This is a genomic window from Pseudomonas sp. LS1212, assembly GCF_024741815.1.
GTDB lineage: Bacteria > Pseudomonadota > Gammaproteobacteria > Pseudomonadales > Pseudomonadaceae > Aquipseudomonas.
This window is the reverse complement of record NZ_CP102951.1, coordinates 2338801-2361671: the sequence shown is the minus strand read 5'-3', so window position 1 is coordinate 2361671 and position 22871 is coordinate 2338801. Positions and strand designations below refer to the sequence as shown.

Below are 22871 nucleotides of genomic sequence, written 5' to 3'. Positions count from 1 at the left end.
AAAGCAGCCCCACCCCTCAAAAATTCACCACATAACTCAAAATCACCCGATGCTCATCCGCACTATCGGCATAATCGGACCGATTCGTCGCATAACGCCAGCGCAACCCCAGGCTCTTCAACGGCCCATCCTGCAGCACATACGCGACGTCCGTCGCCCACTCCCATTCCTTGCCCTCCTCGCCACTGGCGCGTAACGCAGCCAACTTGCTGGTGCGAATGGCGCCAGGATTGCCTTCCAGTTCGCTACGAACCACATCTGGAGGCGCAAGGTGCTTTTATTGATTTTTCTTCTAAGAAAACCGGTTCGACCAGTGATTTAGAGCATGGACAGTATTACCCCGGCGGCCAATGATGCAAGTAGACCGTGACCGACTACACAAGGGTGGTGCGCCCATCATGAATATCCTTTACGACGAACGCGTCGACGGAGTCCTGCCAAACACCGACAAGGCGGCACTGCTGCAGGCACTGCGCGAACAGCTGCCCGATCTGGAAGTCCTCCATGATCGCGAGGAACTCAAGCCGTACGAGTGCGACGGTCTCTCGGCCTATCGCACCACACCGATGCTGGTAGCGCTGCCACGCTCCATTGAACAGGTCGAAAAACTGCTCAAGCTCTGCCATCAATGGCAGGTGCCCGTGGTCGCACGAGGTGCCGGCACCGGCCTGTCCGCCGGCGCCCTGCCGCTGGAGAAAGGCGTGCTGCTGGTCATGGCGCGCTTCAATCGGATTCTCGAAATAAACCCGGCCGGACGCTTCGCCCGCGTACAGCCTGGCGTGTGCAATCTGGCCATTTCCCAGGCGGCCGCGCCCCATGGCTTGTACTACGCACCGGACCCTTCTTCGCAGATCGCCTGCTCGATCGGCGGCAATGTGGCCGAAAATGCCGGTGGCGTGCATTGCCTCAAGTACGGCCTGACCGTGCACAACCTGCTCAAGCTGGAGGTTCTCACCGTCGACGGCGAACGCCTGACCCTGGGCAGTGACGCCCTGGATACGCCTGGCTTCGACCTGCTGGCCCTGTTCACCGGCTCCGAAGGCATGCTCGGGGTCATCACCGAAGTTACCGTGAAGCTGCTGCCCAGGCCGCAGGTGGCCAAGGTATTGCTGGCCAGTTTCGATTCAGTGGAGAAAGCCGGCCGTGCGGTGGGCGACATCATCGCCGCCGGCATCATCCCCGGCGGCCTGGAGATGATGGACAACCTGGCGATTCGCGCCGCCGAAGACTTCATCCACGCCGGCTACCCGGTAGACGCCGAAGCCATCCTGCTGTGCGAACTCGACGGCGTCGAAGCCGACGTGCAGGATGATTGCAACAGGGTTCGCGAGGTACTGGTCAAGGCTGGCGCCACCGAAGTACGCCAGGCCCGCGACGAAGCCGAGCGCGTGAAATTCTGGGCCGGGCGCAAGAATGCCTTCCCGGCCATCGGGCGCCTGTCGCCGGACTACTACTGCATGGATGGCACCATCCCGCGCCGCGAGTTGCCGGGGGTGCTCAAGGCCATCAGCGCACTGTCGGCCGAATACGGCCTGCGCGTGGCCAACGTGTTCCATGCCGGCGACGGCAACATGCACCCCTTGATTCTGTTCGACGCCAACCAGCCCGGTGAGCTGGACAGGACCGAGGCCCTGGGCGGCAAGATCCTCGAACTGTGCGTGCAAGTTGGCGGCAGCATCACCGGCGAACACGGCGTGGGGCGCGAGAAAATCAACCAGATGTGTGCCCAGTTCAACAGCGACGAGCTGACCCTGTTCCATGCCGTCAAGGCGGCCTTCGACCCGAGCGGCCTGCTCAACCCCGGCAAGAACATTCCGACCCTGCATCGCTGCGCCGAGTTCGGCGCCATGCATGTGCACATGGGCAAGCTGCCCTTCCCCGAACTGGAGCGTTTCTGATGCGTGGCCAAGCGTTCACCGATGCCAGCGCCGACCTGCTCGAACAAGTCTGCCAGGCCTTGCATGGAAAAATCCCGCTGCGCATCCAGGGTGGCAACAGCAAGGCCTTTCTCGGCCGTCAGGTACCTGGCCAGCGGCTCGACACCCGCGTGCACCGCGGCATCGTCAGTTACGACCCGACCGAGCTGGTGATCACCGCCCGCGCCGGCACAACGCTGGCAGACCTGAACGCGGCGCTGGACGCGGCCGGGCAAATGCTGCCGTGCGAACCGCCCTATGCCGAGGCCGGCGCCACCCTCGGCGGCGTGGTTGCTGCCGGGCTTTCCGGGCCACGGCGCCCCTGGGCCGGTTCGGTGCGCGATTACGTGCTGGGGACCCGGGTGATTACCGGCCAGGGCAAACACTTGCGCTTTGGCGGCGAAGTGATGAAGAACGTCGCCGGCTACGACCTGTCGCGGCTGATGGCGGGCAGCTTCGGCTGCCTGGGGCTGTTGACCGAGGTTTCGCTCAAGGTCCTGCCCAAGCCCCGTCATTGCCTGAGCATCGCCCTGGAAATGAGTGGCGAGCAGGCCTTGTTGAAACTCGCCGAATGGGGCCGGCAACCGCTGCCGATCAGTGCCGCCAGCCACGACGGGCACCGGCTGCATCTGCGCCTGGAAGGTGGCGAAGGCTCGGTTGGCGCGGCCCGGGAGCTGCTCGGCGGCGAGTTGCTCGACCCTGGCTATTGGTGTGACCTGAACGAACAGCGCCTGGCGTTCTTCCGTGACAACCGCCCACTTTGGCGCCTGTCGCTGCCGACCGGCACCAGCATGCTGGCCCTGCCCGGCGCGCAATTGATCGATTGGGCCGGCGCCCAGCGCTGGTTGAAGTCCGAGGCCGACGCCAGCGCCGTTCGTGCAATCGCCGAGGCCGCCGGTGGTCATGCGACCTGCTATGGCGCCAGCGACAGCCCCTTCCAGCCACTGCCTGCAGCATTGCTGCGTTACCACTGCCAGCTCAAGGCGCAACTCGACCCGCAAGGGATCTTCAACCCGGGCCGGTTGTACGCGGAGGTCTGACGATGCAAACCACCTTGAGCGAACGCGCCAAAAGCCTGCCGCGGGCCGAAGAAGCCGAAAGCATTCTGCGCACCTGCGTGCATTGCGGCTTCTGCAATGCCACCTGCCCGACCTACCAGCTGCTCGGCGATGAACTGGATGGCCCGCGCGGGCGCATCTACCTGATAAAGCAGGTGCTGGAAGGCAACGAAGTTACGGAAAAGACCCAACAGCACCTGGACCGCTGCCTGTCCTGCCGCAACTGCGAAACCACCTGCCCGTCCGGCGTCGATTTTCACAACCTGCTCGATATCGGCCGCGCCGTGGTCGATGAAGCGGTGCCGCGCAGCACCGGCCAACGCCTGTTGCGCCAGGGCCTGCGAACACTGGTGCCGAACCCCGGGCTGTTCAAGCCGCTGCTCAGAATCGGCGAAGGCCTGCGCCCACTGCTGCCGCAGACCGTGCAAGTCAAGCTGCCGCGCCGGATAACCCAGGCCTTGGCCCGGCCAACGCGACAGCATGCGCGGCAGGTACTGATGCTCGAGGGCTGCGTACAACCCAGCCTGTCGCCCAACACCAATGCAGCCACGGCACGGGTACTGGACAGGCTGGGCATCAGCGTTGTACCGATCAGCCAGGCCGGCTGCTGTGGCGCCATCGATTACCACTTGAACGCCCAACAGGCCGGCCTCGAGCGCGCCCGACGCAACATCGATGCCTGGTGGCCGGCCATCGAAAGCGGCGCCGAGGCGATTGTGCAGACAGCCAGTGGCTGCGGGGCCTTCGTCAAGGATTATGGGCACCTGCTCAAAGACGACCCGGTCTATGCGCAAAAGGCCCGACGGGTCAGCGAATTGAGCAAGGACCTGGTCCAGGTGCTGCAGAATGAGCCACTGGAAAAGCTCGGCGTACACACTGATCTGCGCCTGGCCTTTCATTGCCCGTGCACCCTGCAGCATGCCCTGAAGCTCGGCGGCGCCGTCGAGAGTGTGCTCTCGCGCCTGGGCTTCCACCTCACCGCCGTGCCCGACAGCCACCTGTGCTGCGGCTCGGCTGGCACCTATTCGATCACCCAGCCCGAACTGTCGCGGCAATTGCGCGACAACAAGATGAACGCCCTGGAAAGCGGCCAGCCGCAAGTCATCGTGACCGCCAACATCGGTTGCCAGACCCACCTCGACGGCGCCGGTCGCACCCCCGTTCGACACTGGATCGAACTGGTCGAAGAAGCCATTCAGTAAGCCTTTCCAGATCTGAGCATTGAGGATTGCCGCATTCGCAGCAATCCTCACGCTGGCCACTTCGATCTATTGATCTTCTTTTTTGTACAGTTCACTGATGATGACAGAGAACTCGCCTTCCTCGGCCCCAGCCTTGTCGAGAATCTCCCTGGGCGTATCCGGCGAGAACGTGATGATATCGCCGAAAATAAAACCCTCCTCGCTCTTGTCGGGATCCTCGCTGATCTTCCACTTATCTACCTCTTTCCTGGAGAGTCCCAAGACCTTCGCAATCCACTGATTGCTATGGCCTTTCTGCGCTACATCCACTTGACTACTGCTCATGGCGACGTCCTTTTTCCAGGTTGTTGTCACCCGATCATGGCAGACATCTTCAGGAACCACACGCATTGCTTGTTGCCTCTTGTCGGCTGACAAATGCCTGAGGCAGGCTAAGCTCTGTACCAGTCAGTGGCGCCGGAACAGCATTTCATCAATGAGCAGGAGACTCCCATGTCGCGCACGGATAAGGTCTTGCTGGAATTCAACAGTGAATTGAATCTGGGCAAGAAAAAACTTCGAGATGGTTTGTCCGCCGTCGTGCAGATTGGCGATGCACTATGGGTTGCCAAGATGCGGGTACCGACCACGCCGAGGGCATGTCCCTGTACTCCGCTGCCGGAGAATCGGCCGACGCCGTTGTAGTGGTGTATGACTCAGCGTCCGATAAGCGAAAGGACAACGACAACACAGTGCAAGCGGATATCTTTCTGTTACCCCAATAGCCACCCGCTTCACTCAGGCACCAAACACATCATCCCAATCGTCGGCATCGATAAAGCCGAGCATCTTGCTGTGCTTCTTGTCATCGCTGGTGGAAATGAACAGCGCGCCACCGTAGTCCAGGTCAGATTCCGCAAGCCCCAGCGATTGCTCGAACTCGTCCATGCAGCTGCTGTGGGTGACCAGGATCAGGTTTCGCCCGTGCGCCTTGCGTTGCAGTGCGTGACCCAGAAAGCTGGGGTCGCATTGGTACAGCCAGTCCTGCTGTTGGGTGGTCGTGCTGAACATGACTTTTGCCGTCTGGGTGGTGCGCTTGAGCGGGCTGTTGTAGATATCGGAATTGGCCAGGCCGAGCTCGCGAAACTCGTTGCCCATATGCTGGCCTATCGCTGTCGAACGGGCGGTGATGCCAGCGCGCCCGTCCAGGCAGGCGGCATCGACCCGGCTGCAACGCTCAAGATGGCGCACCAGCACGATGACCCCGCCCCGCCGCCATTCGGAAATCAGTGCGTTCACCTGCGCAGGGCTGCTGCGATTGAGGTCTGCGGCCGTTGGCGCGCCCAGGGGGTCGGCCAGCAACCACGCCGGGATCAGCACAGCCAGCAGCAATGCCGCACGCAGCTTTGTGCGCGCATAGGCACGTGAAAAAAACAATTGAGTGGCGCGGGTACGACGGTTTTTTGGATCCACGGAGAAGTGCCCCTATTCATCATTTGATCAATATAAAGAAGGCCGTTCGATCCTTTGATCCACCCTTAAGTTCAACGCAGCAACGTAAGCACTTGATTTAGAGCGCATCTTTCGCATGGCATGAAGCGTGCTCCGTACTGGTAAACGCGGTGGCTCTTACCCGGCATCGACCAAACCAGCAGGCAGCATCGGCCATGAACATGACAACCCTACTATCAGCCACCCAGGCCGAACGCATCGACCAATGGATGCTCCTGGATCTGCAGGGCGCCATCGAGGCCCCAGTTGGCAGCCACCTGATCACACCCCGCAATGGCTACTTTCATCATGGGATCTACCTGGGTGGTGGCAAGGTGATTCACTATTGCGGCCTGTTCGGCGGCCTGCATGGCGGGGCTGTGAAAATCCTCTCCCTCGAACGCTTCGCCGCCGGCAGAACGGTGCAGTATCGTTGCGGCCAGCAGGCCGTGTTCAGCTCGGACGAGGTGGTAAGGCGGGCACTTTCACGGGTGGGTGAAAACCATTACCGGGTGTTGACCAACAACTGCGAGCATTTCTGCAATTGGTGCTTGTATGGCCGCAGCAGTAGCGAGCAGGTGCGGCGGTTCCTGACTCATCCGCTGTCGGCGTTGCGGTTGGTGCTGAATGTGCTGCCGGTTCTGGTTCAACAGGTACGTTGCGCGTATCAGCCTGTCTGAAATGTGTATGAGTTCACGATCGTCGGGGAGCCCCTGCGGGGCTCCAGCGCAGCCTTCGGCAGCGGCTACGCCGAACGCGTCGTGGCGAACATCTGTAGCGCTGCCGCAGACCGTCGGGGCCTGGCGACAACGTTGGGCGCACCACGATTGGCGTAGCCGCTGCCGTCAGGCTGCTGGAGACCCGCAGGGGCTCCCCAGCGATCTTGAAACCCTGCGCCGACAACCTTCGGCAATGGTTTCAGAACGGTACCGTCAGTTTCAACCAATACGCTTCACCTTCGGCCCGGTTGCGTACCTGGGTCTCCTGCTCCCACTTGGCCGTTAGAAACCAGCCATCCTTGCTGGTGTACTTCACCGAAGGACCAATGGCGAAGGCACGGCCCTTGTTATCTTCGATACGCTCGCCGTTCTGGCGGTCGTCGGTGGTCTGGCGGTATGCATAGCCACCAACGCCAACGACCCAGCCGTTGCCCAGGCCCCAACCCACGGCATAGTCCATATGCAACTCCTGGCCAGAGCGGTAATCGGTGGCAGGGTTTTCCAGGTTGAAGTCGTACATGGTCTTGACGTCGACGTTGAGGCCGTCCGGGTCAATATAGGAGACCGCCAGCACCGGTTCGATGACCCAGTAGTTGCGACCGATATTGGCCAGGTCGTCGCGATCGTACTCGCCGCTCGAGGCAATCAGATCCAGGGCCAGGATGCTGTGCAGTTTTTCACTGTGGTGAAAGCCCAGCGCCGGCCCGAAGATAATGTCGCCCAGCCCTTGCTTGCTCTGCGACTGACCGTTGACCTCGACCTTCAGGTCCACCAGCGGCACCAGGGCATGGAAAGCCAGGCTGCCACCGAACACTTTCTGCTCGGTCACCCAGATCAACCGTGGCGACAGTGCGTTGGCCCGCACGCGAAAATCCACCGGCAGTTTCTGCCCCCGATTGCCACGCAAGGTATCGGCTTCGTAGTGGGTAGAGAAGAACTGCGCGTACAACCCCGGTGGCGGCAGCGCACCGGACATGTAGTTCTCGGCGCCCATGGGATAGGACGAACCGCCGCCTTCGGTGGCCTGGACGGTGCTGCACAGTCCGCTCAGCAAGCCCAGCGCGGTCCATAGGTGTGCGTGTCGCTTCATCGTGGATTCCTTTTTTTATTGTTTTGATCAGGCAAAGCGTGTCCTGCGCTCCCACTCGGAGCGAGGGAGCGAGGTGTAGCCAGATAGAGGGGCTAGATACGTTTGAAAAGTGCCGAACGGGTACTCTCCGTAGCGCCGTCGGCGGCGCTGTAGAAGCGCTCCATGAAAATGTCGCGCTCGAACAGGCGGCCTTGCATGAGGCAAGTGATCGCAGCGTCGATCATCGGCGGCGGCCCGCACAGGTAAGCCTTGTTGGCACTGAAGCGGCTGTCGAAATGCGCCTTGGCGGCCTCATGCACGTAGCCGTTGAAACCGCTCCAATCCGGATCATCGGCAGCCTGACTGAGCGCCGGCACGTAGGTGAAGTTCGGGTGTTCGAGGGCCAGCGCTTCGAACAGCTCCCGGTTGTAGAGTTCGGCGCGGTTGCGCGCGCCCTGGAACAGCACGATCTGGCGGTTGTCCCTGGCCTGCAATAGTTCGAGGATCATCGACTGCGGGCTGGAAAGCCCGGAGCCGCCAGCAATGAAAATGAGGTCGCCAGGCTGGGACGTGCGCACGAAGAACTGCCCGTACGGCCCGGACAATTGCACTTCATCTCCGGCCTTCAGTTCACTGTGGATGTGCCCGGTGACCTGGCCACCCTCGACCAGACGCACATGCAGCTCCACTTCATCGGCGCGGCTCGGCGGGTTGGCCAACGAGAAGGCACGAGTGCCTTCGATACCGGGCAATTGCAGGTTGATGTACTGGCCGGCCTGGAACGCCATGGGCCGGTCCAGCTTCAGGTGCACGCCCTTGATGGTCGGTGACAGATCGACCAACGCAGTCACCAGCGCACGGTAGTCCTCGACCGGGTGCCCGGCGAAATCCGGGTCCACATCGATGTCGGCCTCGATCACCAGATCGCTCTGGGGCATGGCGCAGCAGGCGAGCACCTTGCCCTCGTCACGCTCCATGTCCATCAGGGCGAAGGATGACGCAGCGCCGATGTCGACGTCGCCCTCCAGTACTTGCACCTTGCAGGTGGCACAGGTGCCGTGGCCGCAGGCGAACGGCAGCCAGACACCCTGGCGCAAGGCTGCCTGGAGAATGGTCTGGCCCTCCTCGACCTCGATCTGCTCGCCAGTGGGTTCGATGGTGACTTGATAGCTCATGGCCGATTCCTCAGTTGCAGGTGCCAGCGATGCCGGTCAGGCCTGGGGTGTGAAGGTGCAGCATGCTTTTGTGGCCAATCCGGTTGTCCGCAAGGCTCGCTGTGTTCTGCGGGGTGAAGGGCTGTTCATTCAAACGCCATTGCGCGTTGTCGAAGTCCACTGCCGGGGCGTCCGGGTGCTGGGAAATCACCGGCTTGACCACCTGCTCGATGAACTCGCCGAAGGTCATGGTCGGCGGCAACGGCAAGGTGAAGGGTGCGCAGAACATCAGATGCTTTTCCCAGCACAGGTACACCAACTGCAAACCGTTGAAATTTTCCTGGCGATCCAGGGGTTGGGCCTCATAGGCGCCGATGGAAGTCACGGGCATGATCTTGTCCTTCTTGTAATCAATTGAGTGGGCGTACGCCGTGGCATGCGCTGTGGCGCACGCTGTGGCGTACGCTGTGGCGTACGCCGCTGCCGTTGGCTGTCAGCCGGCCTTCTGCAGGTCCGGGTCGACAGGCGCGGGGCTTGCGCTCTTGTCGGCCGGATGCCACTGCTGCCAACGCTGGTGCTCGGCCGAGCCGTGGTACTCGAAGTTGTCTTCGCCCGGGTTGATGTTGTAGTAGTCGCGCACGACCGACTCGACATCCGCACCACCGCAGTTGCCCTGCAGGATCTGGTGCACCGGCAACCAGGCCTGGATGTACTTCACCGGTTCATAGGTGAAGATGTCGCAGCAGCCGTCCGAGCAGAAGTGATAGCGCTCGCCCTCGTGCTCGGCACTGCGGTGGCTCAGCGTGGTGGGGTCGTCAGGCTCGCTGAAGGCCAGCGGGATCTGACAGACCTGGCAGAGCATCGGCAGGGTCGGGTTGTAGAAGCGCTCGCCCTTCTCCTGCAAGGCACGCCAGTGTTCGAAGCGCGGCCGGTAAATCTTGTCGAAAGTGTCCGGGTATTTTTCCGAGAGCCAGTCCAGCTCTTCGTCGGTCGGGATCCAGGTGTGGAAGTTGGTCGCCTGGCTGTACTGGTAGAAGATCGACCAGGCCTGGTGGCTGATGTGTTCCTTGCCGATCTTCGCCTCTTCGACGTACTTGGGCGGGCGAATGCCGTAGCGCTCCAGGTCCTTGAACAGCGCGCCACCGGCCTGCTCGAAGTACACCTCCCAGGCCTCGGCCCAGGACATCACCTTGTTGGGCAGCATGTAGTCCATCATCATCCCGACCAGCGTCAGCAGGCGGTAGCCACGCCAGAACCACTTGTCGATCCAGCGCTGGATGATCGGTACGTTGTCTTCGTGCTGCTCGAGCAGGAACTTGATCACCTCAAGGCCCAGGGTCATGTGCCGCGCCTCGTCGGACTGGGCCGAGAAGCCGAAGGTCACAGTGGCCATGTCGCCGTTGAACGCAGCACCGGACATGAACGGCACGAACAGCAGGTTGGTCAGCACGTACTCGAAGGAAAACGAGATTGCCGTGAGGAACTCGAACGGGCCGGCGGTGCGTGCGTCTTCGAAGAAGGATTTGGGCACCGAGAGGAACCACACCCGGTCGTGCATATGGGCAAAGTCATGCAGGCCGTTGAAGTGCTTGTTGTAGTGGCTCATGGCGTGGATCTGGGTCTGCACATGGCGCAGTTCATCGATCGCCTGCATCTGGCAGGCAATGCGCGCCCCGGCGCCGCTGAACTGCCGCCCTACCCTGGCAAAGCCCTGGTACGCCTGGTATTCCAGCGGCGTGACGCCACTGAGGAACAGTTTCAGCGCGTTGACGTAGCGCGCGTCCGACAGGTTGGTATGGCCGTTGTTCTGCGAGAAGGCATCGAAGATGGCGTAGAGCTTCTTCTCTTTCTCGGCCTGGTATTTCCAGTAGGCGTCCATGGTCAGGCGGAAGGGGTCTTCCCACTTGTCCCAGTCGGTGATCTTGATGCCTTCGAAGCGCTCCATCGGGTAGATGTCTTCGTGGGTCTGGTAGCTCGGCTCCCAGTCCAGGTCGCGGGTCAGGCAACGGTACTTGTCTTTCATGTTCAGGCGTTTGGCGGCCATGATGGGCTCCCGTTTCTTGTCGTTGTAGGTCGAGGGAATTCAGTTCCAGTGCAGGGCGAAAAGGTCTTCGTCTTCCTCGACGTTGCCACCCAGGGTGATGACGTCGATGAGCATTTCCTGCACCTCCCAGCTGCGGCCGATGCGCTCCTCCACCGTGGCCCGATGGATCTCCAGGCGCCCCTCGGCCTGGATGCGGATCATGGCCGGCTGGTGCTGGACCACGGCATGGGGGTTGTCGTGGACAATGGCATCGACGATGTAGCGGGCGTTGTCGTTGTCCTGGAAGGCGATGTAAACGAGCGAAGTCATACGGTGGCTCCCATGAGGCCAATCTTCTGCAAGCGAGCGGAAAACTCGACGCCCACCGCTGCCAGTGCATCTTCGCCTGGCCCCATGGCCGCCAACGGGCGCAAGGCCTCGACGGCTGTCAGGCTCAAGCGGTCGACCCAGCCTTGCACCAGCGCCAGGTTGGCCGGGCTTTCGTTGATCACTGTACGGACCAGTGCATCGACCCAGCGCTGGCTTTCTGTGAACCACAGGCGCATGAATTCGGTGAGCATGCCGACCTGGCCGGCGCCGCGGGCGCACAGCTGTTCGTCGAACTTCTGGAACAGCAAGGGGTAGAGCAAACCGTCGCTGACCAGGTTCTGCGCCAGGGACAACTCGAACCAGTCCTTGATCACCAGGCTGTCTTCCACATAGCGGCGCAGGCCCTGCCAGGCCGGGTCGCTGAGCCACTGCTGCCTGGCCTCGGCCAGCAGGCCGATGTCGCCGTCATCGAGCATCAGGCCGATGCGCGACAGGTACTGGGCGATGCCCAGGCGGTCCATGGCATGGAACATGTGCATCTGGGTCAGGCTGGTACCGAAGCCGTCGGCGGCGATGCTGGAGTTGTTCATGTTGGCGCCCAGCTCGGCATGGCGCAGCGGCAGCAATATGCAGGCAAGCTGTTGGCGGGTGGTAGCGTCGAGGCCGGCGAGCAGGTTGCGCTTTTCGCAGAACGCATAGTCGTGTTCGGCGTTTTCCTGCATCTTGGCGCGGGTTTGCACGTAGGCGCCGTAGTAGAACTGGCGCGGGTCGCTGACGCTGTACCAGTCGGCCATGACCACGGCGGTACGGGTCGCGTCGTTGAGCAACTTGTCCGGCTGCCACAAGGGCTTGTAGTGGAAGTTGGTGGCCGACTCCAGGTCGAAGCTGGCTTCCTGGTAGCGGCTGGCAGGCTTGTCGCCGAAACGCCGACGGGTGTGGCTGAAGGTATTGCGTATGGTCTGGGCGGTGGTTGTCTTGATTTCAACGCTCATGGCGCTTGCATCCTGTAATTGTTGTTGTGAGGGAGCGACACCGTAGGGGTCAGTGACTCGGGTTCTGCTCGACCAAATTGCCGTAGCGCCACTTCTGCATGTCGGCGTCGATGACCGCGGACATCTGTGCATTCATGTGCTGCACCCGGTTGCTGGTGCAAAACTGTTCGAAGGCCACACGGGGCAGGACCAGTTCGACGTACAGCTCGGGATAGCCGATGGCGAAGTCGAACTCGACGAAGGCGTCGTCGGCCCCGCTGCGCACGCGGACGTAGCGCGGCATATCATTGAAAGGGGTGGATGGCTGGCTCATGCATCAGGCTCCTGGTTGGGGCTGATGTAGAACAGAGCAACGGCTGTGCCAAGGACCTGGCAAGCGCCGCGAATTAATTACATGTCATTGATATATATAACGTTATTTCAAAACAAAGCAGATTGGAGGAGGCCCTTGCGCCCTCTTCCGCCGGTCTGTTGGTTGATGCGGTTTGATCATTTGATCAATCGTCAATGCTACTTTGAGCAAATGACCCAAACGTTGAGTGGTGTGCACACCTCGCCACCGAAGCGGCATTGACATTTCGCGCCCGTCTGACCGCTTAATAGAAGAAGTGGGCAACTCGCAGCCTTGCCGACAGGGCCCACACGATGCGCACTCAGCCGCTTGCCTGAACGGCTGCGCCTCGTTTTTCCCCATACAAATACAAACAGGGGTTCGTCTGCATGAATGTGAAATACCGAGCCTCGGAGCATGTGTCTCCGCAGCTCAAGGACCTGACCGACCGTATTCGCTTCCTCGGCAGTGAGGGCAAGATCTGGCTGGACGAGCAGCGCATGTTGCTGATGCAGGTGTCGGCCATGGCCTCCTGCCGCCGGGAGCTGATAGAAATGATCGGCGAGGAACGCGCCAAGGGCTTTTTCCTGCGCCTGGGCTACCAGTCCGGGCTCAAGGATGCGGAGCTTGCGCGCAAGCTGCGGCCCAATGCCGGCGACATCGACATGTTCCTGATCGGCCCGCAATTGCACTCGCTCAAAGGCATGGTCAAGGTCGTGGTACGCGAAATGGACATCGATCTGGAAGCCGGCACCTTCTACGCCGATATCGAGTGGCAGGACTCCTTCGAGGTCGAGAATCACCAGAGCGAGCAACTGCACTCCTCCCAGCCGGTCTGCTGGATGCTGCTGGGCTACGCCATCAGCTACACCTCGCACTTCGTCGGCCGGCAGATCATCTACCGGGAAGTCAGCTGCCGTGGCTGTGGTGATGCGCTGTGCCGGATCATCGGCAAACCCGCCGAGGAGTGGGACGACGCCGACGAGTTCCTGCGCTATTTCAACAGCGACCCCATCATCGACGAACTGCATACCCTGCAGCAGCAAGTCGAGAACTTGAACCAGCAGATGCAACTGCGCGCCGGCCAGTTCTATGGCATCGGCCAGTCGCAGATCTACCGCAAGACCTGCACCCTGATCGACAAGGCAGCCCCCGGCAAGGCGTCGGTGTTGTTGCTCGGCGAAACCGGCGTGGGCAAGGAAGTGATCGCCCGCAGCCTGCATTTGCGCAGCGAACGCGCCGGGGGGCCGTTCATTGCCTTGAACTGTGCGGCGATCACCGCCGAGCTGATTGAAGCGGAATTGTTCGGCGTGGAAAAAGGTGCCTACACCGGCGCACAGCAGTCGCGCATGGGCCGTTTCGAGCGGGCCAATGGCGGCACCCTGTTTCTCGATGAAATCATCGAACTGACGCCACGCGCCCAGGCCAGCCTGCTCCGGGTATTGCAAGAGGAAGAGCTGGAACGTGTCGGCGACAGCCAGACGCGCAAGGTTGACGTACGGGTCATTGCCGCCACCCACGAAGACCTCGGCCAGGCTGTCAAGGATGGGCGTTTCAGGGCCGACCTGTATTACCGCTTGAACGTCTATCCGGTGCGCATCCCGGCCCTGCGCGAGCGCCGGGAAGACATTCCGCTGTTGATCGAACACTTCCTCGAAAGACTGCATGCCAGCTACAAGAAGAAAACCCTCGGCCTTTCCGATCGCGCCCTCGAAGCCTGCCTGCGCTATGAGTGGCCCGGCAACATCCGCGAGCTGGAAAACCTCATCGAACGGGGCGTGATCATCACCGACAGTAACCAGAGCATTTCCGTCGAGGCGCTGTTCCCGCACCTGAGCGATGAAGCCCAGAGCATCGGCTTGAGCAGCGAGGGCAACCTGGTCGACCCGACGCCGGCACCCGACATCGACTGGGTGGCCCAACTGATCGACCTTGGCATTGGCCTGGATGCGGTGGAGGAAGCGCTGATGCAGGCTGCGCTCAAACGCTCCCGGCAAAACGTCTCCGAGGCTGCCCGGCTGCTCGGCATGACCCGACCGGCCCTGGCTTACCGAATGAAAAAACGGTCCTCAGAAGAGGGCTTTGGAGCCCGTTGAGCTTATCGTTTTTGGATGTGCGACCAATACCCCGCTAGTTCCCGGTTTTAACCTTGCTCCATAGCCGCGTTCTTACCCGCTCCAACTTCAACGGCAAGGGTTCAAGCGGGAACAGCGTCTCCAGCACCTGCCTGGACGGATAGACATCCGGGTTGTCCCTGATCTTCTGCTCGACCAGCGCCGTCGCGTCCTTGTTGGCATTCGGGTAGCCCAGGTAATTGGTCGACTGGGCGATCACTTCCGGGCGCAGCATGTAGTTGATGAAGTCCATCCCCTCCTTCGGATTGGGCGCATCGTTGAGCAACACCATGCTTTCCACCCACACCGGTGCGCCCTCGCGAGGGATGCTGTAGAGCAGCTTGCGCCCATTGGCGGCCAGTTCTGCCGAAGACTTGGCTTCCAGGACCCCACCAGACCAACCCAGCACCACGCAGACGTTGCCATTGGCCAGGTCAGAGATGAATTTGGAGGAATCGAAGTAACGAATGTGCGGCCGCACCTTCAGTAGCAGCGCTTCGGCCTTGCGGTAATCTTCCGGGTTTTGACTGTTGTGGGGCAGCCCGAGGTAATGCAGCGCGATCGGGACGATCTCGTTCGGCGCATCGAGCATGGCCACGCCGCATTGGCTCAATTTGGCGATGTTGTCTTCCTTGAAGATCAGGTCCCAGGAGTTGACCGGGGCGTCTGTGCCGAGAAGCGCCTTGACCTTGTCGGCATCGTAGCCGATGCCGGTCGTGCCCCACATGTAGGGTGCCGCGTAGCGATTGCCGGGATCGTTGCTCTGTAGCTTGGCGAGGATTTCCGGATCCAGGTGAGGCAAATTGGGCAACTGAGCCCTATCCAGTTCCTTGAGCACGCCGGCCTTGATCAGGTTCGGCAGCAGGTCCCCCCCGGCGAACACCACGTCGTAGCCGCTGCGGCCGGCCATGACCTTGCTTTGCATGACGTCGCTGTTGTCGAACACGTCGTACACCGGGTCAATGCCCGTTTCCTTCTGGAAGTTTTTCGTCGCGTCAGGAGCAATGTAGTCGTACCAGTTGTAGATATGCACGCGGGGGTTGGCTGCCTCGGAAGCCTCGGTACAGGCAAAGGCTGATATCAACAACGTGACCAGGGCCATGGGTAAACAGCGGTTCAGGCTCATCGGAACACTCCAGAACAGTTTTATTATTGTTGGGTTCAAGGCTGGCTTGATCAGGGAATCAACAGTTCACGACGACCGTCGGCATGATCGACTCGCTCTCCTGGCAGGTGCAAGCGGCGGTCACTCAAGTAGTCATATTCGCGGCGGGCGGTTTGCAGTTGCTCGAGATCCAGCTCGACGACCTGGCGACATTCCTGGCGCCCGGCTTCGAACAGCACGCGTCCAAACGGGTCGACCGCCGCACTGCCACCGGCAAACACCAGGCCCCCATCACCCTCGCCGATCCGATTCACCATGACCGCGAAAGCCTGGTTCTCCTGGGCCCGGGCCATGATCGCGGTGCGATGGACGGGGCCGTACGGGTCCATGTTGCCGTTGGTGACGATGATCAGTTCGGCGCCGAGCTGCGCCAGGGCACGGCTGCTTTCGGGCAATTCGATGTCGTAGCAGATCAGGATGCCAACGCGCACGCCCTTCCACAACGCCGTGACATAGCGGTCACCGGGGCAAAACGCGCCGCGCTCCGATGGCCACAGGTGGGTCTTGCGGTAGCTCAAGGCGATGCCTTCGGGCGTCACCAGTACGGAGGTGTTGTAATAGGTGCCGGCATCATTCTCGGCAATGCCGACCACCACCGAGACATTCCGCTCGCGCACCACCTGCAAGATGGCTTGCAGGGTCGGGCCGTTCAGCGGTTCGGCAACGCTCGCCAGTTGCTCGGCATCGACGAAACCCATCAGCTGGGTTTCCGGGAAGACCAACAGATCCGTATCATCTGCGCAGGTCGCGATAGCCTTTATGGTACACCCCAGGTTATAAGCGGTGTCGCCGTCGCGACCGGCCAATTGCATGAGTTCAATCTTCATCTTTATTCCTTGCACACAGGTTGAATAAGGGCCCAATCTCCGGACAGCACCCGCCAGGGCTGAACAGAGTATGGGGCGCCGCCCGACGGCAAGTAATTACATCGATGGGGTACCCCTCAATGGGTAGCAACATGAACCTGACGTTGCAGGATGTGGCCTGGCATGACGCGGTAGGCCGGTTGATCGAAACCCTGGACCGGCCCACCTTCTGGACCGCGCTGGTGCGCTTGCTCGACCGCTATGTTCCCGTGGACAACTGGGTGGTGGTGATATTCAGCTCGGGCCGGCCGCAGGTGCTGGCTGAATCGCCCGGCGAGGACGGTGGGCTCGATTCGCTTTTCCAGGACTATCTCAAGGGCCTGTACCTGCTCGACCCCTTCTACATCGCCAACCGGGAGGCGCCGCAGAGCGGTCTTTTCCGCCTGGATGACGTCGCGCCGGAATGCTTTGAGCAGACCGACTACTACCAGCGCTATTTCCGCCTCAACATCGTCACCGACGAGGTGCATATCAACGTCCAGCTCGACGCCGAGCGAACCCTCAGCCTGTCCCTGGGAAGCCAGTGCCGCTTCAGCCTGGAGCAAATTGCCCTGCTGGGCCTGATCCAACCCTGGGTCGCCGCCCTGATGCGCCAACGCATGGCATTCGAGCGGGAGCTGGAACAGACCCCGGCCCTGCCACCCAGCTGGCAGGGCCGACTGGAATCGACTGCCAGGCAGATGGAATCGCCGTTGTCGGCGCGTGAACTGGAGGTCGGCCGCCTGATGCTCAGCGGCTGCTCGAACAAGGAGATTGCCCGCAAGCTGGCGATATCGGCAGAGACCGTGAAGGTCCACCGCAAGCACATGTACAGCAAGCTCGGGATCAAGTCCCAGTCCGAGCTGTTCTCACTGTTTCTTCAGGCACAGGAATGAAAAAAAACCCCGACACTCGCATCGAGTGTCGGGGGCCGAAGGTGTTCTGGTTGATCGTCAGGGCGGTGTTTGAACCAGGATCAGTTGAACGCCTCCGGCTGCCAGCCGACCTTGCGCATGGCCGCCAAGAGCCGCTCCGGCCCGAGCGCCAATACGCGATTGCCACACCCTTCGAGGTCGGTTGCAGCAAGCATCGCATTGACGATGGCTTCCTCGACAGCGTCGGCGGCAGCCACGAACAAGGCCGAAATATAGTCGTTGTTGACCATCTGCAAGGTCGTCGTCGGCGCACCGGGATGGCCATGATTGGCCGCTGGCAAACTGCTGTTGCCCACGGAAAACGCAACGAAGATATCGCCGCTCGAATCCTCCGTGCCACCGCCCACCCGTGCCAGGCCAACGCTTGCCCGCTGCGCCAGGCGTGTGCACTGATGAGGCAGCAAGGGGGCGTCGGTGGCAATGGTGATCACGATCGACCCCATGCCTGCCTCGCCGACGTTGGCAGGGCCTGCAAACGGGGACGCTACGTCATCCAACACCGCGCCTACCGGATAGCCCGCCACCCGAAGCGCCTTGCGCACGCCATAATTGGCCTGCACCAGTACCCCGACGGTCCAGCCTCCCTCTTCAGCGCTCAACACCCGCGAGGAAGTACCGATGCCGCCCTTGAACTCGTGGCATATCATGCCGTTGCCACCGCCGACGCAACCCTCCTGCACCGGGCCTGAGCGCGCGGCCGCCAGTGCCGCATGGACGTGTTCGGCGGTGACATGCTGGCCCCATATATCGCTCAACACGCCATCGTAGGTTTCCAGTACCACCGGCATGCACCAGTAGGTGTGGAGCCTGGCCATGTCCCGCTCGGCAGCCACCAGTGCATCGCGCACCACGCCGACGCTATGGGTATTGGTATAAGCAATCGGCGTGGTCAGCAAACCCGCTTCGCGAATCCATTCCAGCCCCGTCGCATCGCCATTGCCATTCAACACATGCACCCCGGCAAAGCAGGGCTCCAGGTGCGCGGCACCCGCCCGCGGCTCAATGACGGTAACGCCGGTGTGGATCGAGGTTTCGCCCGTTTCAGCGTTGAGCGTGTGATGGCCCACCCGCACACCCGCCACATCGGTGATAGCGTTGTGAATGCCAGGGGTGCCCGTACCAATAACGATGCCAAGGTCGCGTAAGCGCATTGTTCCATTCTCCACGTTGGATAAATCAAGGAGTCCGGAGTTTATTAACCAGTCAGGCACTTAGCGATAACCCTGTGTCGTTACCCCAAGGGCGTTACAGGTGGATCAGGCGAGCGATACCACGCTGTTCAACAGCGTCTTCACCAACAGCGCCTGACGCGTGGCACCGGTCTTGGCGAACACACCGCGTAAATGCGCGCGCACGGTATTTTTCATGACGCCGAGTTTGTCGGCGGCTTCATCGAGGGTCAGCCCGTCCATCATCAGCAAGGCCACCTCGGTTTCAGTCGCGGTCAGCTGGAACAGTTTGCGCAGCAACCGACGCGAAGCCTGGGGCGAATCCGCGGGGTCGCGGATGAACACCGCGACCGCCGGGCGCCGGGTGCTGTTATCAGCCTGGTAGTTGAGTGAAATCGGCCGCAGCAGCAGGGTCAGCGGCATCTCCCCGGTTGGCCTGGACAAGGCGATCACTTCGAAGCATTCGGTATCGCCGCACTGATGCTGTTGCAGCACTTTCTGAATCACCTCCTGCAATGCGCGATTCTCGCTCGGCGACCAGGCGCAGAGCTTGTCCTGCCGACTGTAGAGCCCGTCCCTGGTGGCAAACAAGCGGCTTGCCGCTTCATTGCTCTTCATCACCTTGCCTCGTTCATCGAGGATCGCCGTGCCCACCAGCATGCGGTCGATGGTAGCGGCGTAAAGCAGGCGTTCGGAATTCAACTCGTCAAGCGTCGAATGCATGTCGACGGCCGTTTTGAGATGCGGCAGCAGTACGGACACCAGGGCTTTCTCGGCGTCTGCGAAGTCGTGGCCCTGGTGATTGCGACAGACGAAGAACGCGCAATCCACGCCCGCCTCCGTGCGGATATTGGCGACCAGGATGTAGCGCAGGTCCAACGGTGCCAGGTACTGGAGGTAGAAGTCATGCTCGCACCAGCTCGCCTGGCCGAATACCTCGTCGGCCGTCGCGACACGGTCTATCGGCCAGTCGATGAAGGGGCAGATCGCATAGTAATGTTCGCTGTAGGAAGGCTCCCCCGGCAGCAAGGCGCCGAACACCGAAGCATTGACGATCAACCCCGGCCGTTCGCTTGCGGGATTGCGCAATACCAGCGTGACGAAAGTGGCATCGAGCTTCTGACGGGCCGTTTCCAGGAAGCCCGACCAGGGGATGGTTTCCTTCGGCCCCTGATAGATACGCCCGAGGAAATCGCTCAGGCCGGCTGGGTCGAGCGCTGCCGTTTGGTATAGCGTTTCGCTGATCATGCTTGTCGGGATTCGCAATGAGTTGATCGAGCCTTGCGCGAGTATTGAACAGTGCCGGTGAAGATGAATCGTCCGTTTGGCCTAGCCCTGCCGAAGATCCTATGTCGCTTGGCAAGGCCTCATCGCTGGCAAGCCAGCTCCCAAAGGGTTCAGCTGTGTTCACACAAATTGTGTTCAGGACACAGATCCTTTGTGGGAGCTGGCTTGCCAGCGATAGGGTCACTGCGGCACTTCAGACAGACCGTGTCGCCTCCATCGCGGGCAAGACCCGCTCCTACAACAAAGCCGCCAGCACATGCTCGACTATGCGCTCAGCCGCCACCTCGGCACTGTCCGTGCAGGTATCGATGCGGATGTCCGGACTCACCGGCGGCTCATACGGCGAATCGATGCCGGTGAAGTTTTGCAGCTCCCCGCGCCGGGCTTTTTTGTATAAACCCTTGGGATCGCGCTGTTCGGCGACTTCGATCGAGGTATCGATGTAGATCTCGATGAACACCCCATCGCTGGCCAGCTTGCGGGCCATCTCACGTTCGGACCGGAACGGCGAAATGAACGATACCAAGGTGATCAGCCCGGCATCGAGCATCAGCCGCGCCACCTCTGCGACCCGGCGAATATTCTCGACCCGGTCGGCTTCGGAGAAACCCAGGTCCTTGTTCAACCCGTGACGCACGTTGTCGCCGTCGAGCAGATAAGTGTGCCGCCCCAGCGCATGCAGCTTGCGTTCGACCAGGTTGGCGATGGTCGACTTGCCCGCCCCGGACAAACCGGTAAACCAGAGGATGCAAGGGGTCTGGCCCTTGAGCAGCGCATGCGCCTGACGGTTGACGTCGATGGCCTGCCAATGCACGTTCTGCGACCGGCGCAAGGCAAAATGCAGCATACCGGCGCCGACAGTGTTGTTGCTCAGCCGATCGATCACGATAAACCCGCCGGTATCGCGATTGTCAGCGTAGGCGTCGAACGGGATGGCCTGATCCAGGCTCAGGTTGCCGACGCCAATCTCGTTCAGCTCCAGCGTCCTGGCCGCCAGCTGCTCAAGGGTGTTGACGTTGACCTTGTACTTGAGCGTGGCACAGGTCATGCCCAGGGTGCGGCTGCCAATCTTCAACAGGTACGGCCGGCCCGGCAACATCGGCTCCTCGCCCATCCACACCAGGGTCGCCTCGAACTGATCGGCGACCGCCAGGGGGGACGCGACCGGGGCGATGATGTCGCCACGGCTGATGTCGATTTCATCTTCCAGAGTCAGGGTGATCGCCTGGCCGCAGATCGCCTGATCCTGTTCGCCAGCCGGGGTGATGATGCTGGCAATGCGGCTTTCCTTGCCCGACGGCAGCACGCGTATCCGCTCACCGCAACGAATGGAACCGGCGACGACACTGCCGGCGTAGCCACGGAAGTCCAGGTTGGGCCGGTTGACCCACTGCACCGGCATGCGAAACGGCGCCTGGGCAAGGGCTTGGCCTTCCAGCTCGACGCTTTCCAGATACTGCATCAGCGTCGGGCCCTGATACCAGGGTGTCTGTACGCTCGGCTCGATGACATTGTCACCCGCCAACGCCGACATCGGTATGCAGACGATGTTTTGCAGGCCGAGCTGCGCGGCGAAGGCGCGGTACTCGGCTTCGATTCGTTCGAACACCGCCCGGGAGTAGTCGACCATGTCCAGCTTGTTCACCGCCACCACCACCTGGCGAATGCCGATCAGCGACACCAGGTAGCTGTGCCGGCGGGTCTGGGTCAGCAGGCCCTTGCGGGCATCGATCAACAACACCGCCACATCGGCGGTGGAGGCGCCAGTCACCATGTTGCGGGTGTACTGTTCATGCCCCGGGGTGTCGGCGACGATGAACTTGCGTTTTTCGGTGGCGAAGAATCGGTACGCCACATCGATGGTAATGCCCTGCTCCCGCTCGGCGGCCAGGCCATCGACCAGCAAGGCAAAATCAAGCTCGCCGCCCTGGGTGCCCATCTTTTTCGAGTCGATCTCGAGTTGGCCGAGTTGATCCTCGAAGAGCATTTTCGATTCATACAACAGCCGGCCGATCAGCGTGCTCTTGCCATCGTCGACACTGCCGCAGGTGATAAAGCGCAGCAACCCCTTGGTCTGTTGCGATTGCAGGTTGTGCTGGACATCTTCGGCGATCGGGTCAGTAGCCTGGTTCATCAGAAGTACCCCTCTTGCTTTTTCTTTTCCATGGAGCCGGCCGAATCGCTGTCGATCAGCCGCCCTTGCCGTTCCGAGGTTTTGCTAAGGAGCATTTCCTCGATGATCTGCGGCAGGGTCTGTGCCGCGCTTTCGATCGCGCCGGTGAGCGGGTAACAGCCGAGCGTGCGGAAACGCACCTGGCGCATCTCTGGCACCTCGCCTGGGCGCAGTTGCATGCGCTCGTCGTCGACCATGATCAGCGTGCCGTCGCGCTCTACCACGGGGCGCTCCTTGGCAAAGTACAAAGGCACGATGGGGATATCGTTGAGGTGGATGTATTCCCAGATATCCAGTTCGGTCCAGTTCGAGATCGGGAACACCCGCAGGCTCTCGCCCTTGCGTTTGCGCGTGTTGTACAGGCGCCACAGCTCCGGGCGCTGCATCTTCGGGTCCCAGCGGTGCTGTTCGGAGCGGATGGAAAAGATCCGCTCCTTGGCCCGCGATTTTTCCTCGTCGCGCCGTGCGCCGCCGAAGGCCGCATCGAAGCCGTACAGGTCCAGCGCCTGCTTGAGGCCCTGGGTCTTCCAGATATCGGTGTGCAGTGCCGAACCGTGGGTGAAGGGGTTGATATTGCGTTCCAGCCCTTCGGGGTTCACATGCACCCGCAGGTCCAGGCCCAGGCGTTCGACGGTCTGATCACGGAAGCTGATCATTTCGCGAAACTTCCAGGTGGTATCGACGTGCAGCAGGGAAAAAGGTGGTTTGGCCGGGTAGAACGCCTTCATCGCCAGGTGCAGCATGACCGCGCTGTCCTTGCCGACCGAATAGAGCATCACCGGGTTTTCACACTCAGCCACCACCTCGCGCATGATGTGGATGCTCTGCGCCTCCAGCCATTGCAAATGAGTCAACATCTCCGATCTCCTCAGTGTTGCCGGGCCCGCCCGGAGTGGTCGGGCCCTGCTGGAGATCACAG

General features: G+C 61.3%; 24 protein-coding genes. 8 read left to right on the top strand and 16 right to left on the bottom strand.

Going from position 1 to position 22871, the window contains the following annotated elements:
- Window positions 1–16: 16 nt before the first annotated feature.
- Window positions 17–256 carry an OprD family porin gene (locus tag NVV94_RS11090; protein ID WP_258447190.1) on the bottom strand — a complete coding sequence of 80 codons (240 nt, stop codon included), beginning with the start codon at window positions 254–256 and terminating at the stop codon, window positions 17–19.
- 142 nt (window positions 257–398) lie between these two features.
- On the opposite strand from NVV94_RS11090, the gene glcD reads away from it, so the two are divergent.
- Genes glcD through glcF form a run of 3 tightly spaced genes read left to right on the top strand, consistent with a single transcriptional unit; the run spans window position 399 to window position 4176 of the window.
- A complete protein-coding gene (glcD, locus tag NVV94_RS11085) occupies window positions 399–1898 on the top strand; it encodes a glycolate oxidase subunit GlcD (protein ID WP_258447189.1) in 1500 nt (499 codons plus the stop codon).
- Entirely contained in the window at window positions 1898–2956 is a 1059-nt protein-coding gene (gene glcE / locus NVV94_RS11080; protein ID WP_258447188.1) for a glycolate oxidase subunit GlcE, read from the top strand. The genes glcD and glcE overlap by 1 nt, the downstream gene beginning before the upstream one ends.
- Before the next feature lie 2 nt (window positions 2957–2958).
- Window positions 2959–4176 (top strand): glycolate oxidase subunit GlcF, encoded by a 1218-nt coding sequence (glcF, locus tag NVV94_RS11075; RefSeq protein WP_258447187.1) that lies wholly within the window; start codon window positions 2959–2961, stop codon window positions 4174–4176.
- A gap of 66 nt (window positions 4177–4242) precedes the next feature.
- Here the strand turns inward: glcF and NVV94_RS11070 are convergent, their stop codons facing one another.
- Window positions 4243–4566, bottom strand: coding sequence for a hypothetical protein (locus NVV94_RS11070; RefSeq protein WP_258447186.1), 324 nt, complete (start codon window positions 4564–4566; stop codon window positions 4243–4245).
- A 102-nt stretch (window positions 4567–4668) separates the two neighbouring features.
- Here NVV94_RS11070 and NVV94_RS11065 point away from each other — a divergent pair, with 102 nt between their 5' ends.
- Window positions 4669–4860, top strand: coding sequence for a hypothetical protein (locus tag NVV94_RS11065; RefSeq protein ID WP_258447185.1), 192 nt, complete (start codon window positions 4669–4671; stop codon window positions 4858–4860).
- The gene (locus NVV94_RS26870; protein ID WP_408733495.1) at window positions 4815–4940 is read left to right on the top strand and encodes a hypothetical protein; all 126 of its coding nucleotides are present in this window, start codon (window positions 4815–4817) and stop codon (window positions 4938–4940) included. Before NVV94_RS11065 ends, NVV94_RS26870 begins: the two co-directional genes overlap by 46 nt.
- A gap of 13 nt (window positions 4941–4953) precedes the next feature.
- Here NVV94_RS26870 and NVV94_RS11060 read toward each other — a convergent pair whose 3' ends face one another.
- Complete coding sequence (locus NVV94_RS11060) at window positions 4954–5628, bottom strand: histidine phosphatase family protein (protein ID WP_258447184.1); 675 nt, start codon at window positions 5626–5628, stop codon at window positions 4954–4956.
- A 194-nt stretch (window positions 5629–5822) separates the two neighbouring features.
- Here NVV94_RS11060 and NVV94_RS11055 point away from each other — a divergent pair, with 194 nt between their 5' ends.
- The gene (locus NVV94_RS11055) at window positions 5823–6326 is read left to right on the top strand and encodes a lecithin retinol acyltransferase family protein (RefSeq protein ID WP_258447183.1); all 504 of its coding nucleotides are present in this window, start codon (window positions 5823–5825) and stop codon (window positions 6324–6326) included.
- Between the two features lie 238 nt (window positions 6327–6564).
- Here NVV94_RS11055 and NVV94_RS11050 read toward each other — a convergent pair whose 3' ends face one another.
- The 7 genes from NVV94_RS11050 to NVV94_RS11020 form a co-directional block, all read right to left on the bottom strand.
- Window positions 6565–7455, bottom strand: coding sequence for a transporter (locus NVV94_RS11050; RefSeq protein WP_258447182.1), 891 nt, complete (start codon window positions 7453–7455; stop codon window positions 6565–6567).
- Between the two features lie 92 nt (window positions 7456–7547).
- Complete coding sequence (locus tag NVV94_RS11045) at window positions 7548–8609, bottom strand: NADH:ubiquinone reductase (Na(+)-transporting) subunit F (RefSeq protein ID WP_258447181.1); 1062 nt, start codon at window positions 8607–8609, stop codon at window positions 7548–7550.
- Between the two features lie 10 nt (window positions 8610–8619).
- Window positions 8620–8979: a phenol hydroxylase subunit P4 gene (locus tag NVV94_RS11040; RefSeq protein WP_258447180.1), complete on the bottom strand. Its 360-nt coding sequence runs from the start codon at window positions 8977–8979 to the stop codon at window positions 8620–8622.
- A 102-nt stretch (window positions 8980–9081) separates the two neighbouring features.
- Complete coding sequence (locus tag NVV94_RS11035) at window positions 9082–10632, bottom strand: aromatic/alkene/methane monooxygenase hydroxylase/oxygenase subunit alpha (RefSeq protein WP_258447179.1); 1551 nt, start codon at window positions 10630–10632, stop codon at window positions 9082–9084.
- Window positions 10633–10671: 39 nt separating this feature from the next.
- Window positions 10672–10941: an MmoB/DmpM family protein gene (locus NVV94_RS11030; protein WP_258447178.1), complete on the bottom strand. Its 270-nt coding sequence runs from the start codon at window positions 10939–10941 to the stop codon at window positions 10672–10674.
- Window positions 10938–11933 (bottom strand): aromatic/alkene monooxygenase hydroxylase subunit beta, encoded by a 996-nt coding sequence (locus NVV94_RS11025; RefSeq protein WP_258447177.1) that lies wholly within the window; start codon window positions 11931–11933, stop codon window positions 10938–10940. Before NVV94_RS11025 ends, NVV94_RS11030 begins: the two co-directional genes overlap by 4 nt.
- A 49-nt stretch (window positions 11934–11982) precedes the next feature.
- The gene (locus NVV94_RS11020) at window positions 11983–12246 is read right to left on the bottom strand and encodes a phenol hydroxylase subunit (protein WP_258447176.1); all 264 of its coding nucleotides are present in this window, start codon (window positions 12244–12246) and stop codon (window positions 11983–11985) included.
- Between the two features lie 407 nt (window positions 12247–12653).
- On the opposite strand from NVV94_RS11020, the gene NVV94_RS11015 reads away from it, so the two are divergent.
- Entirely contained in the window at window positions 12654–14360 is a 1707-nt protein-coding gene (locus NVV94_RS11015; RefSeq protein WP_258447175.1) for a sigma-54-dependent Fis family transcriptional regulator, read from the top strand.
- 34 nt (window positions 14361–14394) lie between these two features.
- Here NVV94_RS11015 and NVV94_RS11010 read toward each other — a convergent pair whose 3' ends face one another.
- Together NVV94_RS11010 and NVV94_RS11005 are read right to left on the bottom strand one after the other, a co-directional pair.
- On the bottom strand, window positions 14395–15504 hold the full coding sequence (locus tag NVV94_RS11010; RefSeq protein WP_258447174.1) for a polyamine ABC transporter substrate-binding protein: 1110 nt from the start codon (window positions 15502–15504) through the stop codon (window positions 14395–14397).
- A 50-nt stretch (window positions 15505–15554) separates the two neighbouring features.
- Window positions 15555–16370 carry a carbon-nitrogen hydrolase family protein gene (locus tag NVV94_RS11005; protein WP_258447173.1) on the bottom strand — a complete coding sequence of 272 codons (816 nt, stop codon included), beginning with the start codon at window positions 16368–16370 and terminating at the stop codon, window positions 15555–15557.
- Between the two features lie 131 nt (window positions 16371–16501).
- Between NVV94_RS11005 and NVV94_RS11000 the strand changes: the two genes are divergently transcribed.
- Window positions 16502–17284 carry a LuxR family transcriptional regulator gene (locus NVV94_RS11000; protein ID WP_258447172.1) on the top strand — a complete coding sequence of 261 codons (783 nt, stop codon included), beginning with the start codon at window positions 16502–16504 and terminating at the stop codon, window positions 17282–17284.
- 80 nt (window positions 17285–17364) lie between these two features.
- On the opposite strand, the gene NVV94_RS10995 is transcribed toward NVV94_RS11000, so the two are convergent.
- The 4 genes from NVV94_RS10995 to cysD all read right to left on the bottom strand — a co-directional run bounded on the left by NVV94_RS10995 (window position 17365) and on the right by cysD (window position 22809).
- Window positions 17365–18474 carry a P1 family peptidase gene (locus NVV94_RS10995; protein ID WP_258447171.1) on the bottom strand — a complete coding sequence of 370 codons (1110 nt, stop codon included), beginning with the start codon at window positions 18472–18474 and terminating at the stop codon, window positions 17365–17367.
- Window positions 18475–18579: 105 nt separating this feature from the next.
- Window positions 18580–19740: a helix-turn-helix transcriptional regulator gene (locus NVV94_RS10990; RefSeq protein WP_258447170.1), complete on the bottom strand. Its 1161-nt coding sequence runs from the start codon at window positions 19738–19740 to the stop codon at window positions 18580–18582.
- Between the two features lie 274 nt (window positions 19741–20014).
- Entirely contained in the window at window positions 20015–21913 is a 1899-nt protein-coding gene (gene cysN / locus NVV94_RS10985; RefSeq protein ID WP_258447169.1) for a sulfate adenylyltransferase subunit CysN, read from the bottom strand.
- On the bottom strand, window positions 21913–22809 hold the full coding sequence (gene cysD, locus NVV94_RS10980) for a sulfate adenylyltransferase subunit CysD (RefSeq protein WP_258447168.1): 897 nt from the start codon (window positions 22807–22809) through the stop codon (window positions 21913–21915). The genes cysN and cysD overlap by 1 nt, the downstream gene beginning before the upstream one ends.
- Between the last annotated feature and the right edge of the window lie 62 nt (window positions 22810–22871).